Below are 14,004 nucleotides of genomic sequence, written 5' to 3'. Positions count from 1 at the left end.
CAGGGCAACCACTCGCCGGCCGCCGCGCTCGCGCAGGCGCAGCCGCGCGACCTCGGCGAGTCCGCTGACGGCGCGCGCCATCAGCTCACCTTCGGCGAGTTCGGCCATCGCCGCCCGCTCGACGGCATAGACATCGGCAACGGAATACGCCGAGATCATGAGCGCTCCTTCCGGTCGGGGCCCAGGGCAGCTTTTCCGCCCGATGCCACAAACCCCTCATTCGCACGGGACGCCTTCTGTTGCGAACATCTGCCTTGTGGCATCGCGGGGGAATGCTGAGGCCGGCCCGAGGTCAACCCTCGCAGACGACCACGGCCGAGGCGATGCCGGCATCGTGGGAGATCGAGAGGTGGATGCTGGTGATGCCGAGTTGGGCGACCCGGGCAGCGACGGTGCCGGCGACCTCGAAGTGTGGCCGGCGGTCGGGGCCGCGGTGGACGACGGCATCGTGCCAGTCGAGACCGACCGGGGCGCCGAGGGCCTTGGCGAAGGCCTCTTTCGCGGCGAAGCGGGCGGCGAGCGAGTTCAGCGGCAGCCCGCGCTCCGGGTCGGCGAAGAGCCGGTCGCGCAGCCGCGGGGTCCGCTCCAGGGTTTCACCGAAGCGGGCCACGTCGACGACATCGATGCCCACGCCGATGATCACCGCCGGGTCACTCCACCGTGACGGACTTGGCGAGATTACGCGGCTGGTCGACCTCTAGGCCCTTGGCCGTCGACAGCTGCAAGGCGAAGACCTGCAGCGGCACGACGGTCAGCAAGGGCTGCAGCAGCGGCGAACACTTGGGCACGCGGATGACCTCGTCGGCGAAGGGCACGACGTCCTCGTCGCCGTCGACGGCAATGACCAGAGTGCGCGCACCCCTGGCCCGGATCTCCTGAATGTTGGAGACGACTTTCTTGTGCAACTCGTGCGGCGTGTCGGGCGAGGGCACGATGATGAAGACGGGCTGGCCAGCGTCGATCAGCGCAATCGGGCCGTGCTTGAGCTCGCCGGCAGCGAACCCTTCGGCATGGATGTATGCCAGTTCCTTGAGTTTGAGCGCCCCCTCCATCGCGACGGGGAAGCCCACATTGCGCCCGAGGAAGAGCACCGAGCGGGTGTCGGCCATGAAGCGCGCGACCTCCTTGACGCGATCCATCCGGCCGAGCAGGTCGCTGATCTTGGCCGGGATCTCCTGCAACTCGTGCATGACCGAGGCCGCGTCGTCGGCATAGGTGCCGCCGCGCAGCTGCGCAAGATAGAGCCCGAGGATGTAGCAGGCGGTGATCTGGGCGAGGAAGGCTTTGGTGGACGCCACGGCGATCTCCGGCCCGGCGTGGGTGTAGAGCACCGCGTCGGACTCGCGGGGGATGGTCGATCCATGCGTGTTGCAGACCGAAATCGTCAGCGCCCCAAGGTCGTTCGCGTGCTTGACCGCCATCAGCGTGTCCATGGTCTCGCCGGACTGACTGATCGAGACGACCAGGGTGCGCTCGTCGACGACCGGGTCGGCATAGCGGAACTCGTGGGCGAGTGCGACCTCGACGGGGATGCGCGCCCAGTGTTCGATGGCATATTTGGCGACCATGCCGGCATACGCCGCGGTGCCGCAGGCGACGACGACGATTTTGTCGACGGCGCGCATCTGCTCCTCGCTGATGCGCAACTCATCGAGCACCAGCCGGCCGCTCTCGTCGGTGCGCCCGAGGAGCGTGTCGGCGACCGCATGCGGCTGCTCGTTGATCTCCTTCTCCATGAACGTCGCGTAGCCGCCCTTCTCGGCGGCCGCGGCGTCCCAGGTGACCTCGTAGTGCGTGCCCTCGGCCGGCGCGCCGTCGAAGCCGATGACGTCGTAGCCGTCGGGCGTGATCGTGACGATCTGGTCCTGGCCAAGCTCGAGCGCGTGCCGGGTGTATCCGATGAAGGCGGCGACATCCGAGCCGAGGAAGTTCTCGCCCTCGCCGAGGCCGACCACGAGTGGGCTGTTGCGCCGTGCGCCGACCACGACCCCGGGCTGATCCGCGTGCACCGCCAGCAAGGTGAAGGCGCCTTCGAGCCGCTGCACCGCCGCGAGCATGGCCTGTGTCAGGTCGCCGGTGCGATCGAACTCGCGCCCGACGAGCTTGGCGGCGACCTCGGTGTCGGTCTCGCTGAGAAAGGTCGAGCCCTGGGCAAGCAACTCGCGCTTGAGGGAGTGGAAGTTCTCGATGATCCCGTTGTGGATCAGGGCGAGTTTGTCATCCTCGCCTCCGCGGTGCGGGTGTGCGTTGCCGTCGGTGGGCCCGCCGTGCGTCGCCCAGCGCGTATGCCCGATCGCGGTCCGGGAGTCATCGAGGGGGCGCAGGTCGAGCGCGACCCGCAGGTTCTCCAGTTTGCCGGCCCGTTTCTCGGTCTCGATACCCTCATCCGTGACGAGGGCGACGCCGGCCGAGTCGTAGCCGCGGTATTCGAGCCGGGCCAGCCCCTCCATCACGACGTCGAGAGCCTTGCCGTCGAGGGTGGGGCCGACATATCCGACGATTCCGCACATGGTCCCCAAGACTACGGTTCCGGGCCGGGCCCTGCGGAGCGCGGCACGCGGGGGGGCGCGGCGTGGGCGGGGGGCACGCCACGGCATACGGGCCGGTGGGCAAGAATGGGCGGGTGACCAATGCCGTGCTCACCTCTCCGTATGTGGAGCTGGTCCGGGACGACTGGGCGCGTCTGCGCGAGAACCAACCACTGACCCTGACCGCCGCCGACGTGGCCCGGCTGGCCGGACTCGGTGAGCGCATCGACCTGACCGAGGTCGAGCAGATCTATCTGCCGCTATCGCGCCTGCTGACCTTCTATGTGGCGGCCACCAAGCGACTCAACGGGGTGACGGCGAGCTTCTTGGGTGAGCGGCCGGAGAAGACGCCCTTCGTCATCGGCGTCGCCGGTTCGGTGGCCGTCGGCAAGTCGACGACCGCGCGCCTGCTGCAGGAAATGTTGCGGCGGTGGCCGGAATCCCCGCGCGTCGACCTGGTCACGACGGACGGCTTCTTGCTGCCGAACGCCGAACTCGTGCGACGTAACCTCTTGCAGCGCAAGGGCTTCCCCGAATCGTATGACCGGGCCGCGCTCATCCGCTTCCTCGCCGAGGTGAAGTCGGGTGCGCCCGAGGTGCAGGCACCGGTGTATTCGCATCTGGTCTATGACATCGTGCCGGGCGAGTCGGTCGTGGTCCGCCGCCCCGACGTGCTGATCGTCGAGGGCCTCAACGTCCTGCAATCGCCCAATGGCAACGCACGGCGCCGAAATGCGTTGAGCATCAGCGACTTTTTCGATTTCTCGGTCTATGTCGACGCCGACGCCGAGTTGATCGAACAGTGGTATGTCGAGCGCTTCCTGCGCTTGCGCGAGACCGCCTTCGCCAATCCGGACAGCTACTTCCGCCGGTATGCCGCGCTATCCGATGACGAGGCACGCGCCACCGCGCTCGACATCTGGCAGCGCATCAACCGCCCGAACTTGTTGCACAACGTGCGCCCGACTCGGAGCCGGGCGACGCTGGTGCTGACCAAGGGACCGCACCACCGGGTCGAGCGGATCAGCCTGCGCAAGCTCTGACTAGGTGGGTGAGACCGCCCCGGTGCCCCGATTCGGGCGTAGCGTGGAGGGACGACGACACCCCACGGGTGTCCCCGGCCTGGAGGTGGTCATGATGGTCGCTCCGCACCCCGCCGCACCGCCGCGCCTGCGAATGATGTGCGCGCTGGAACTCGATGAGTATCCGCGTCACGAGGGACGGGACGCGCTGATCGCGTTCGGCGCCCTGCTCGGGTTCATCCTCGCGCTGATCTTCGTGCTGGTCGCCTGATCGCGAACGTGCTGGTCGTCTGATCGCGAGGCACTCCGAGACGCTTACTGGGTCACTAGGCCCTTTGTGGCGCTCGCAGAACCAGACGCGCCTCCGCCCCTAACGAGTGGCGGCGGGCGTCGTCTGGGGGTCAGTAGGCAGGCGTCATCTGGGGATCAGTACCAGTGGGGGTAGTGGCTGTTCCAGAAGCTCAACGCCCCGCACGGCGTGCCATAGGACGCCTTGATATAGCCCAGGCCCCAGCGGATCTGCGTCTCGGGGTTGGTCTGCCAATCGGCGCCGGCCGAGGCCATCTTGCTGCCGGGCAGGGCCTGCGGGATGCCGTAGGCACCCGACGAGGCATTGGCGGCGCGGTAGTTCCAACCGCTCTCGCCGATCCACAGTTGCTTGAGGCAGATCCATTGGTCGGCGCCGAAGCCGTATTCGCCCATGATGCGCTGGGCCGCGGCCTGCGGGTTCGCCTGCGCTGCGGCGAGGCGTTTGGCGGCTGCCTTCTTGGCCGCAGCCTTCTTCGCCGACGCCTTCTTTGCCGCCGCCCGCTCGGCCGCATCCGCGGCGCGGGCCCGGTCGATCTGCGCGACCTGCTCCTGGACGGATACCTCACGCTGACCACCGGCCTTGGCGACGGCCGACGGCAGGGCACTGCGCTCGGCCGCGCGCGAAGCGGCATCGGCATCGCGGTCGGCCAGCAGTGAGGCCAGACCGGCGGTCGGGGCGGGCATGGCCGCAGAGGTCGTGCCGATGGCCGAGACGGGCGAGACGCCAGCGAACTCCAGGCCGAGGGCTCCGGCGCCGACGGCGAGGCCGGCGGCGAGCGCACTGACGCTCACGCGGCGACGGCGCAGCATACGGGCCCGGCGCAGTGCAGCAGGGGTGAGATGGGTACTGCTCATGGGGATCGAGTTCCTTGAGATCAGGCGGTGAGCCCCGCTCGACGCGCGCCTTGATCGGCCGCCCACGGTGCTCGGCCGCGCCACAGCGGCCAGGTTCGCGCCACCTATTGCGGGCGCGTCGTTATCAAAACGATACTTTACCCCGTTTCGCCGGGTCGTTCAAAATTGAACGACCCGGCGACGGCTGATCTCGCGCTGTCTCCCCTGTGCTGCGTCAGGGCTCGATGCCCTCCAAGAGGTCGGTGACCAGGGCGGCTATCGGGCTGCGCTCCGAGCGGGTCAAGGTCATGTGGGCGAACAACGGGTGGCCCTTGAGGGTCTCGATCACCGCGGCAACCCCGTCGTGCCGGCCGACACGCAGGTTGTCCCGCTGGGCGACATCGTGGGTCAGCACGACCTTGGAGTTCTGGCCGATCCGCGACAGCACAGTGAGCAGGACATTGCGCTCGAGGGACTGCGCCTCGTCGACGATGACGAAGGCGTCGTGCAGCGAACGACCGCGAATGTGCGTCAGCGGTAGGACTTCGAGCATGCCACGGGCCAGGACTTCCTCGACGACCTCGGCATTGACGACCGCCCCGAGGGTGTCGAAGACGGCCTGCGCCCACGGGCCCATCTTCTCGTTCTCGGTCCCCGGGAGGTAGCCGAGTTCCTGGCCGCCCACGGCATACAGGGGACGGAAGACGATCACCTTGCGGTGGGCGCGGCGCTCCATCACAGCCTCGAGACCGGCGCAAAGGGCGAGCGCGGACTTGCCGGTGCCGGCTCGGCCGCCGAGGGAGACGATGCCGATGTCGGGATCGAGGAGCAGGTCGAGGGCGATGCGTTGCTCGGCGCTACGTCCGTGCAAGCCGAAGGCATCGCGGTCGCCGCGGACGAGCCGCACCTGCTTGTCGGCGCCTACCCGGCCGAGTGCGGAGCCGCGTGGCGAGAGCAGTTTCAGGCCGGTGTGGCAGGGCAGTTCCGCCGCGTCCGCCGACTCCAGGCGGCCGGTGTCGTAGAGGGTGTCGATGTCGTCGGCGAGCACGTCGAGTTCACGAAAGCCGGTCCAGCCCGAGTCGATGGCCATCTCGGCGCGGTATTCCTGCGCGTCCAGGCCCACCGAGGCCGCCTTGACCCGCATCGGCAGGTCCTTGCTGACCACCGTGACCGCGAAGCCCTCGCCGGCGAGATTGGCGGCTACCGAGAGGATCCGAGTGTCGTTGTCCCCCAAGCGGAATCCGGCCGGAAGGACATCAGGGTTGGTGTGGTTGAGTTCGACCCGGAGGCTGCCGCCCTCGTCGCCGATCGCGACCGGGGCATCGAGCCGGCCGTGGGCAATGCGCAGATCGTCGAGGAAACGCAGGGCGGACCGGGCAAAGTAGCCGAGCTCCGGGTGGTGGCGTTTGGCCTCGAGTTCGGTGACGACGACAACGGGCACGACGACTTCGTGTTCCTTGAAGCGCAGCAGGGCTTTCGGATCCGACAGGAGCACCGAGGTGTCGATGACATAGGTGCGGCGTTGTTCCCCCGTCAGCGTGACGCCGGCATTGGCGGTCATACGGATCTCCTTGCGGCGCACGCCCGTTGCCAGGCGCTGGCGCGCCTAGGTCGAGGTGGCGGTCCGGGGGCGGCCCGATCCGGGCCGGTCCGGCCCGTCTGCCTGATGCTCCGGCAAGTCTGGCCTCCCACGGGCGGATCCGGTGATCCGCTTGGGCCTCACGCTAAGCCGGGCGGTCGAAAGTGCCGCGCACGACACGCGCGGCCGGCCGGCGAATTCCTGGCGGCGCCCGGGTGGCCGCCTGGGTGGTGACGCCGGGACGGGTTGCTCAAGGCGGCGCGAGAGCCCGCCCGGCGACTGCTGCCGACGCTTCGCCGCGTCTGCATGCGACAAGACCGGACGCGGCGCTACGGTTGGACCCGGCCACGGTTGCTGCACTCCTGACCGGGCCGCCGCCTCATACGTCAGGAGAACAGCCACAGGTGTCGCTCGGTGACCTGATCTATGGCGCTTACGAGCGCCACGTCGCTCGGGGTCTGGACCGGCAGGCGCTTCCGCGGCATATCGGTGTGATGCTCGACGGGAACCGTCGCTGGGCCGCGGCCCGGGGGGCCGACACCAAGATCGGCCATCAGGCCGGCGCCGACAACATCGCCGGTTTCCTGACCTGGTGCGAGGACGCGGGAGTCGAGGTCGTGACCCTCTGGCTGCTGTCCACCGACAACCTGGCGCGTCCCGAACGTGAACTCGCGCCTCTCCTGACGATCATCGAGAACGCCGTCACCGATCTCGCCGCCACCGGCCGCTGGCGCATCCACCCCGTCGGGGCCCTCGACCTGCTCCCGGCCGCCACCGCAACCGCGCTGAAGGCCGCTGAGCGCTCGACCGAGTCGGTGACGGGGATGACCGTCAATGTCGCCGTCGGCTACGGCGGGCGCCAGGAGATCGCCGACGCCGTCCGCGCCCTGCTGGCCGAGCGCGCCGCCGCCGGCGCCACCCTGGAACACGTGGCCGAATCCCTCACCGCCGAGGACATCGGTGCCAATCTCTACACCCGCGGCCAACCCGACCCCGATCTGGTCATTCGCACGTCGGGCGAGCAGCGGCTCTCCGGCTTCATGCTCTGGCAGAGCGCCCACAGCGAGTTCTACTTCTGCGAGGCCTACTGGCCCGACTTCCGCCGCGTCGACTTCCTGCGGGCCCTGCGCGCGTATGCCGAGCGCCACCGCCGCTTCGGCGGTTAACTCCCGGAAGGCACGGCGCTCCTTACGCTCGCCCAACTCGACTGACGCCCGGCCAAGGCTCGCTGCCGCTCGACCAGTTCGACCGACGCCCGGCCAAGGTCCGTGGTTGCGTAACACGGCCCAGCACGAAGGAAACTAGGGGGCTTCCGGCGGCGCCTGGTCTGGATCCGGCTTCGCGCCCGGTGCCGCCCCGGCTCGCTCGTCGGCCTCAGCGGCCGTGGCGTCGTCCGGCTCGGCAGGGGCGTCCTGGGTGCGTTGCGTTTCGGCGTAATTCATCCGGCGCAGGCGGCCGGTCATATTGCGCACCAGGAACCATACGGCGAGCGCGAGAGCAAAGAAAACGACGAAGCCGAGGAAGCCGCTGGAGGCGCTGCTCCCGTCCGCTTCACCGCCGGCCAGGACGAACTCGGCGATCATGCGGGCACCCGGGCGACCCGGCGGTCGAGGGCCAGGTCGGTCGCGGCGAGCGCGAGCGCGTCGGCCGCGGCGACCGCGTCGAGCCCACCGAAGAGGTCGTCCTCGCCGTCGGCGATGGGCACATAGGAGGCGGCGATCTCGTAATCCTCGAAGGGCCAGACCAGACGCTGCACCTCGCGCGGGACGGAAAAGAAGAAGCCGTCCGGATCGATCTGGGTCGCGTGGGCGAGGAGCGCCTGGTCGCGCTGCTCGAAGAAGTCGGCGCATTCGATGCGGGTGGTGACCGTGCGCTCGACGCGACCGTCCATGCGCTCCAGCCACTCGGCATACGGGCTCTCCACGCCGAGGTCGAGGAGGGCCTGGTGGTAGGTCTCGATGCGCGCGCGGCTGAAGCCGCCGTTGTAGTAGAGCTTCAGGGGCTGCCACGCGGGTCCGGCACTGGGGAAGGCATCGGGGTCGCCGGCGGCGACGAAGGCGGCCGCCGACACGTCGTGGCAGCGGATGTGGTCGGGGTGGGGGTAGCCCCCGTTCTCGTCATAGGTCGTCATCACGTGCGGGCGGAAGCGGCGGATCTCGCGGACGAGGGCTTCGACAGGGATCTCCAGCGGCTCCAGCGCGAAGCACCCCTCCGGCAAAGGGGGCAGCGGATCGCCTTCCGGCAGACCGGAATCGACGAATCCGAGCCAGTGGTGGTCGACACCGAGGATGGCTTGCGCTTGCGCCATCTCGGCGCGGCGGACCTGAGCCAGATCACGCAGGACGGCGGGGTCGTCGGCGAGCTTCTTGTTGAGAATGTCGCCACGCTCGCCCCCGGTGCAGGAGACGACCAACACTTCGGCGCCGGCGGCGACATATTTCGCCATGGTCGCGGCACCCTTGCTCGACTCGTCGTCGGGGTGCGCGTGCACGCACATCAGGCGCATGCCCTTGGCCATGAAAATCCTCTTCCGGGTGGATGACATGATCGACAGAACACCCATTCTCGCACCGTGGCGCCGGCCACCCCGGAACCGCCGGAGGACTCGATGACCAACCTGCCCGGGAACGACGTCGACTTCGACGCCGAGGAGGCCGCCGCGGAGGCAGCCGGTCGGCGCATCGATCGGCGGCCGCTGCTGCTTGCCCTGCTCGGGGTCGCCGCGGCCATGACGGTGGTCGTCTGGTTCGCCGTCTCGGCGACGCACGGGCGCGTCAGCTGGCAGACGACCGGGTATGACGTCGTCGACGCTCAGCGGGTCGACGTCCGCTTCACCGTGCACCGGCCCGCGGATGTCGCGGTGACCTGTCAGCTGAAGGCCATGGATCAGGCGTTCGCGGCCGTCGGATTGCTGGATGTGACGATCCCCGCCGGGCCGGAAGTCGATGTGGCGCAGCGCGCGACGATCCGCACCACGGCGCTCGCGGTGACCGGCACGGTGCTCACGTGCAAGCCGGCATAGGTAGACTGATGCATTCACCGGGTCTGGATCGATGGTCGATCCAGACCCTTTGCCCATGACTGAGGAGTGTTTTCATGAGCGAGCCGACCACGACGTCGACCTTCTTGACCCAGGAAGCCTACGAGCGGCTCTCGAGCGAGTTGCAGGAACTCTCGGGCCCGCGGCGTGCCGAGGTCATCGGCCGCATCGAGGCGGCACGAGCTGAGGGTGACCTGAAGGAGAACGGCGGCTACCACGCCGCCAAGGAGGAGCAGGGCAAGCTCGAGTTGCGCATCCGGCAGCTGACCCAGCTGTTGGCGACCGCGGTCATCGGCACTCCCCCGGACGACGGGGTGGTCGAGCCGGGCATGTTGGTGACGGTGGAGTTGTTCGGCGAGGACGAGACCTTCCTGCTGGGCTCGCGCGAGAGTGCGGACGGCGACCTGCAAGTGTTCTCGGAGGCGTCCCCGCTGGGGTCCGCCATCAACGGGCTTCGGGTCGGCGACACGACGAGCTACCAGGCGCCCAATGGCAAGACCATCGAGGTCACGATCAAGGCGGCTAAGCCCTTCACCGGCTGACGCCGAGAGTTGGCGCCCGCGATTCGGTCGTGCAGGCCGAGGGGGCCGACTTAGCGCAGGTTGGGTCTCCTGCAGCGGGGTCTACCCTGCTGGAGGAGACCCAAGTTCTGCTAGCAGGGTTTAGGGACGGGGGGCGTCAGGCGAATTTGAGGCGGTAGCCGGCGGCGCGCAGCGAGGTCAGGACCGCCTGGCAGTGGGCCGCGCCCTTGGTCTCGACCTGGACCAGAATGTCGACCTCGTCCACCATCAGCGTCGGGTCGGTGCGCATGTGCTCGACCTCGATGACATTGGCATCGGTGGCCGCACAGTCGGAGATCAGCCGGGCCAGCGAGCCGGGCCGGTCCGGCATGACAACGCGGAACTGCAGATAGCGGCCGGCTGCGGCCATGCCGTGACGGATGATCCGAAGCATCAGCATCGGGTCGATATTGCCGCCCGAGAGCACGACGACGATCGGGCCCGACCAGGCCCGGTCGGCGGCTTCATTGATCAGGGCGACGCCTGCGGCGCCGGCCGGCTCGACCACGAGTTTGCTGTGCTCGAGCAACTGGAGCATGGCCCGGGACAAGGACGCCTCGGACACCGTGTCGACGCGGTCGACGAGTTGCCGGATGACCTCGAAGGGCACGGCGCCGGGCAGTCCCACCGCGATGCCGTCGGCCATTGTCGCCATCCGCTCGGCAGCGATCGGGTGCCCCGCGGCCAAGGACATCGGATAGGCCGCGGCCGCGTCGGCCTGGACCCCGACCAGCGTCACATCGTCCCGTTGGGCCTTGATCGCCGTCGCGACGCCGGCGAGCAGGCCGCCGCCGCCCAGGCTCACGACGACCGTCCCGACGTCGGGGCACTGCTCCAGGATCTCCAGCCCGCACGTGCCCTGCCCGGCGACGATGTCGGCGTGGTCGAAGGGGTGGATCAGGACGGCGCCCGTGTCATCGGCATACGCCCGGGCGGCGACGAGCGACTCATCGAGCGTCGCGCCGATCTGCTCGACCTCCGCGCCGTAGGCGCGCGTGGCGTTGAGCTTGGGCATCGCCGCGCCGACCGGCATATAGACCTTCGAGCGGATGCCGAGGGTGGTCGCCGCGAGCGCGACACCCTGCGCGTGGTTGCCGGCGCTGGCCGCGACGACGCCGCGTGCCTTTTCCTCCTCGCTCAGCCGCGCGATGCGCGTATAGGCGCCGCGGATTTTGAAGGACCCGGCGCGCTGCAGGTTCTCGCACTTGAGGAAGACCTGGGTGCCGACCTTCTCGCTGAGGGTGCGCGAATACTCCAGGGGGGTCGGCCGGATCAGGTCGCCGAGCGCCTCGCGTGCCGAGCGGATGTCGTCGAGCGTGACCGTCGGGAGCGTCGCCATGGTGCGCACCTTAGCCCTCGGTGAACACCCGTGGGGTCAGTGCGTGAGCGAGCACGTCAGCGCGGCGGCCGCCCGCGGATGTTCCTGCGCGAGCAGGCCCGCGGCGAAGAGCACGTATGCCGTGTCCACGCCCGCCACGGCCCGGTCCGGGACCGGCCACCCTCCGCCATGATCGGTGAGAAGGGCACCGAGGATCTCGCGTGCGGCGGCGGGGTCGGCGTGGCGCAGCACCCCACCTGACCCCATGACCCGCCCGACATCACGCAGGGCTCGCGGCGCCTGACCGGGACGCACCGGGCGAGCGTGGCGGCGGACGGCGATCACCGCCGCGAGGCGGGCGAGTTCGAGTTCGCATTTCCATTCCGCCGGGGACGTCGGGAGGTGCGCGATGTCGTTGGCGACGGATTCGGCATACGGGCGCAGGTCGTCGGTCACGGGCAGGCGCTCACGCTCGGCGGCGTCGAGCACGCCGCCGGCGCTCCAGCGCATGCCGAGATCCGCTTCGACAGTGCGCGCGACCCGCGGCGTGGGCGAGACATCGCGGACGATCTCGACGTCCTCACCGGAGGGGATCAGCGCCGAATAGACGTCCGTGGTGGCGCCGCCGATGTCGACGACGAGCGCATCGCGGCCCGTGGCGGCCGCGAGGACCTCCACGCCTTGCAGCACGGCATCGGGCGTCGCCCGCCGCACCAGGCCGGCGAACTCCGGGCCGCGGGAGAGCTTCTTGCCGCCGATGACATGGGTCAGGAAGACCGAGCGGATGGCCGCCCGCGCGGACTCCGGAGCGATCTCGCCGATGCGCGGCAGAACGTTGTCGGCCGGGACGACGGTGCGCCTCGTGCGCGTGAGGATCTCGACGCACTCGACGCGCGCGTCGGCATTCCCGGCCAGCACGACCGGCATCGCCACGCGCGCATTCGCCAAGCGAGAGGCGTTGTGCCGCAAGACATCCGCATTGCCGCCATCGGTCCCGCCGACGAGCAGGATGACATCGGGGCGGGCCGCCCGCAGTGCCGCGACGTCCGCTCCGGTGAGCCGGCCGGCGTTCACGTGGACCACGCGCGCACCTGCCGACAGGCCGGCCCGATAACCGGCGAGAGCGGTCACCGACTCCTCAAAACCGACGACCGCGAGCCGCAAGCCGCCACCGGCGCTGGAGCAGACGAGGAGCGGCGCCGCTGCCGAGGCGCCGAGGTCGGCCACCACGGCATACAGGCCGGTGAGGACGTCAGTGGCGACGGTCGTCGGCCGCGCGGCCGAGCCCAGCACCGCGCCCGAGTCGAGGTCGACGCGCAGGCCCTTGGTGAAGGTCGACCCGACGTCGACGCAGATGGCGTCACTCATTGACCAGGCAACTCCCGCCAGCGCTCGACCATGGCGTCGATGTCGACCAGCGGCGCCACGCTCGTGGCCGCCTTGGGGTCGCGCGCGGCGAGCCGGTCCAGACGCACGCGATCGTTGTAGTCGGCGAGCACCGCGCGGACGCTGGACTCGGTGCGCAGGTCGGCCAGCGATTCGGGGAACCCCGCCGCCTCGCGCCGCAGGGAGATGACCGCGGGCAGCGCGCCCGCGAAATCCAGGCCCTCGCTGCGCATCTTCTGCTTGATCCACCAGTCCGGGTCGTCGCCGGAGCCGAGGTCGAGCGGCCGGCCGGCGCCCCTGAGGTTGTCGAACTCCCCGCGCTCTTGCGCCTCACGGATCATCCGCTCCACGAGCGACTCGTATGGCTGCACCCACCCAGCGTAGGGACCGACACACGGTTGCCGGCGCAGGAGGGAACTTCGCCCGGAGCCCGGGCGTCCCTGAAATAGGGAAACAACGGCGGGAGTGCAACACAACCGTTACCCGCCCGAGCGGCCCGGGTCGCTCAGCCAAGGGCAGCATTGGCCGGATTGCATCACCACCTCGTGTCAGTGCTCTGTTGAGGTGGGAAGGAGTGATCGGCATGGGACGTGCACGACGGGCGCGCAAGATCGCGGCCACAGCGGCATACGGGGGCGGGGGCCTCGCGGCCACAGCGGGTGCGCTCGGCGCGCTCGGATACGGTCTGATCAAGGTCGAGGCCGCCATGGCGCGCAAGATCGTCGGCCAGCCGTTCGAGGGCGCGCCGCAGGACGAAGGGCGGTATGGCGCGGGCGCAGGTCGCGTGTATCGCCTCCTCGTCCTCGGCGATTCGTCGGCGGCCGGGATGGGCGCGGACACCGGCGCACAGACGGTCGGGGGCATCATCAGCACGGGCCTTGCTGCACTGACCGGGCGGCCGGTGGAACTGGTCAATGAGGCCGTCATCGGTGCCGAATCACAGGATCTGGAGCGGCAACTGGCCAATGCGCTCGACCGCTCACCCACCCCGGACGTGGCCGTCATCCTGATCGGCGCCAATGACGTGACCCACCGGATCGACCGGACCACCGCCGTGCGTCACCTGGAACTCGTCGTGCGCCGGTTGCGCGGGTTGGGCGTCGAGGTCGTGGTCGGGACCTGTCCCGATCTGGGGACGGTCGAGCCGATCCCCGTGCCACTTAAGCACCTGGTGCGCCGGTGGAGTCGGGATCTGGCCGCCGCGCAGACCGTGACCGTCGTCGAGGCCGGCGGGCGGACCGTCTCGCTGGGCGACCTGCTCGGCCCGGAGTTCTATGCGTCACCGAAGGAACTGTTCAGCCAGGACCAGTTCCACCCCTCCCCCGCCGGGTATGCCCGTGTCGGCGCGGTCCTGCTGCCGACCGTATGCGCGGCCCTGGGCGTCGCCGGGCGCGACACCGCCGACCGACGGCCGGAGCCGGCGCGAGG

General features: G+C 69.5%; 15 protein-coding genes. 6 read left to right on the top strand and 9 right to left on the bottom strand.

Translation table 11 applies throughout. The annotated features are described in order from the left end of the window. Positions 1-292: 292 nt before the first annotated feature. Both PKH97_RS06710 and glmS read right to left on the bottom strand, forming a co-directional pair. Positions 293-643 carry a holo-ACP synthase gene (locus tag PKH97_RS06710; protein WP_324386633.1) on the bottom strand — a complete coding sequence of 117 codons (351 nt, stop codon included), beginning with the start codon at positions 641-643 and terminating at the stop codon, positions 293-295. 7 nt (positions 644-650) lie between these two features. Next, positions 651-2,510, bottom strand: coding sequence for a glutamine--fructose-6-phosphate transaminase (isomerizing) (gene glmS, locus PKH97_RS06705; protein ID WP_324386632.1), 1,860 nt, complete (start codon positions 2,508-2,510; stop codon positions 651-653). 95 nt (positions 2,511-2,605) lie between these two features. Between glmS and coaA the strand changes: the two genes are divergently transcribed. Together coaA and PKH97_RS06695 are read left to right on the top strand one after the other, a co-directional pair. Beyond that, on the top strand, positions 2,606-3,571 hold the full coding sequence (gene coaA, locus PKH97_RS06700) for a type I pantothenate kinase (RefSeq protein WP_324386635.1): 966 nt from the start codon (positions 2,606-2,608) through the stop codon (positions 3,569-3,571). A 4-nt stretch (positions 3,572-3,575) separates the two neighbouring features. Beyond that, positions 3,576-3,821 (top strand): hypothetical protein, encoded by a 246-nt coding sequence (locus PKH97_RS06695; protein WP_324386631.1) that lies wholly within the window; start codon positions 3,576-3,578, stop codon positions 3,819-3,821. A gap of 155 nt (positions 3,822-3,976) precedes the next feature. On the opposite strand, the gene PKH97_RS06690 is transcribed toward PKH97_RS06695, so the two are convergent. Both PKH97_RS06690 and PKH97_RS06685 read right to left on the bottom strand, forming a co-directional pair. Further along, the gene (locus PKH97_RS06690; RefSeq protein ID WP_324386630.1) at positions 3,977-4,714 is read right to left on the bottom strand and encodes a hypothetical protein; all 738 of its coding nucleotides are present in this window, start codon (positions 4,712-4,714) and stop codon (positions 3,977-3,979) included. Between the two features lie 214 nt (positions 4,715-4,928). Further along, complete coding sequence (locus PKH97_RS06685) at positions 4,929-6,254, bottom strand: PhoH family protein (protein ID WP_324386629.1); 1,326 nt, start codon at positions 6,252-6,254, stop codon at positions 4,929-4,931. A 422-nt stretch (positions 6,255-6,676) separates the two neighbouring features. Between PKH97_RS06685 and PKH97_RS06680 the strand changes: the two genes are divergently transcribed. Beyond that, on the top strand, positions 6,677-7,438 hold the full coding sequence (locus PKH97_RS06680) for an isoprenyl transferase (RefSeq protein ID WP_324386628.1): 762 nt from the start codon (positions 6,677-6,679) through the stop codon (positions 7,436-7,438). 135 nt (positions 7,439-7,573) lie between these two features. Here PKH97_RS06680 and PKH97_RS06675 read toward each other — a convergent pair whose 3' ends face one another. Together PKH97_RS06675 and mca are read right to left on the bottom strand one after the other, a co-directional pair. Next, a complete protein-coding gene (locus PKH97_RS06675; protein ID WP_324386627.1) occupies positions 7,574-7,855 on the bottom strand; it encodes a hypothetical protein in 282 nt (93 codons plus the stop codon). After that, positions 7,852-8,790, bottom strand: a complete 939-nt coding sequence (mca, locus tag PKH97_RS06670) for a mycothiol conjugate amidase Mca (protein WP_324386634.1) — start codon at positions 8,788-8,790, stop codon at positions 7,852-7,854. Before mca ends, PKH97_RS06675 begins: the two co-directional genes overlap by 4 nt. 54 nt (positions 8,791-8,844) lie before the next feature. Between mca and PKH97_RS06665 the strand changes: the two genes are divergently transcribed. Further along, a complete protein-coding gene (locus PKH97_RS06665; protein ID WP_324386626.1) occupies positions 8,845-9,294 on the top strand; it encodes a DUF4307 domain-containing protein in 450 nt (149 codons plus the stop codon). Between the two features lie 74 nt (positions 9,295-9,368). Continuing rightward, a complete protein-coding gene (gene greA, locus PKH97_RS06660; RefSeq protein ID WP_324386625.1) occupies positions 9,369-9,854 on the top strand; it encodes a transcription elongation factor GreA in 486 nt (161 codons plus the stop codon). A 136-nt stretch (positions 9,855-9,990) separates the two neighbouring features. On the opposite strand, the gene ilvA is transcribed toward greA, so the two are convergent. Genes ilvA through PKH97_RS06645 form a run of 3 tightly spaced genes read right to left on the bottom strand, consistent with a single transcriptional unit; the run spans position 9,991 to position 12,947 of the window. Next, a complete protein-coding gene (gene ilvA / locus PKH97_RS06655) occupies positions 9,991-11,211 on the bottom strand; it encodes a threonine ammonia-lyase (protein ID WP_324386624.1) in 1,221 nt (406 codons plus the stop codon). A 36-nt stretch (positions 11,212-11,247) separates the two neighbouring features. Beyond that, positions 11,248-12,558: a glutamate mutase L gene (locus PKH97_RS06650; RefSeq protein WP_324386623.1), complete on the bottom strand. Its 1,311-nt coding sequence runs from the start codon at positions 12,556-12,558 to the stop codon at positions 11,248-11,250. Further along, positions 12,555-12,947: a DUF1992 domain-containing protein gene (locus PKH97_RS06645; protein WP_324386622.1), complete on the bottom strand. Its 393-nt coding sequence runs from the start codon at positions 12,945-12,947 to the stop codon at positions 12,555-12,557. Before PKH97_RS06645 ends, PKH97_RS06650 begins: the two co-directional genes overlap by 4 nt. Before the next feature lie 212 nt (positions 12,948-13,159). Here PKH97_RS06645 and PKH97_RS06640 point away from each other — a divergent pair. Beyond that, on the top strand, positions 13,160-14,004 hold an 845-nt coding region (locus tag PKH97_RS06640; protein WP_324386621.1), incomplete at its 3' end, for an SGNH/GDSL hydrolase family protein.

It is taken from the genome of Nostocoides sp. (assembly GCF_035343835.1).
Taxonomy (GTDB): Bacteria; Actinomycetota; Actinomycetes; order Actinomycetales; family Dermatophilaceae; genus Nostocoides_A; species Nostocoides_A vanveenii.
The sequence above is the reverse complement of the archived record's forward strand: the minus strand, read 5'-3'. Positions and strand labels throughout refer to the sequence as shown.

Bases quoted from the DNA above. Each gene is read 5' to 3' on its own strand.
- PKH97_RS06675 (WP_324386627.1), bottom strand. From the start codon at position 7,855: ATGATCGCCGAGTTCGTCCTGGCCGGCGGTGAAGCGGACGGGAGCAGC.
- PKH97_RS06690 (WP_324386630.1), bottom strand. From the start codon at position 4,714: ATGAGCAGTACCCATCTCACCCCTGCTGCACTGCGCCGGGCCCGTATG.
- glmS (WP_324386632.1), bottom strand. From the start codon at position 2,510: ATGTGCGGAATCGTCGGATATGTCGGCCCCACCCTCGACGGCAAGGCT.
- ilvA (WP_324386624.1), bottom strand. From the start codon at position 11,211: ATGGCGACGCTCCCGACGGTCACGCTCGACGACATCCGCTCGGCACGC.
- PKH97_RS06650 (WP_324386623.1), bottom strand. From the start codon at position 12,558: ATGAGTGACGCCATCTGCGTCGACGTCGGGTCGACCTTCACCAAGGGC.
- mca (WP_324386634.1), bottom strand. From the start codon at position 8,790: ATGGCCAAGGGCATGCGCCTGATGTGCGTGCACGCGCACCCCGACGAC.
- greA (WP_324386625.1), top strand. From the start codon at position 9,369: ATGAGCGAGCCGACCACGACGTCGACCTTCTTGACCCAGGAAGCCTAC.
- PKH97_RS06685 (WP_324386629.1), bottom strand. From the start codon at position 6,254: ATGACCGCCAATGCCGGCGTCACGCTGACGGGGGAACAACGCCGCACC.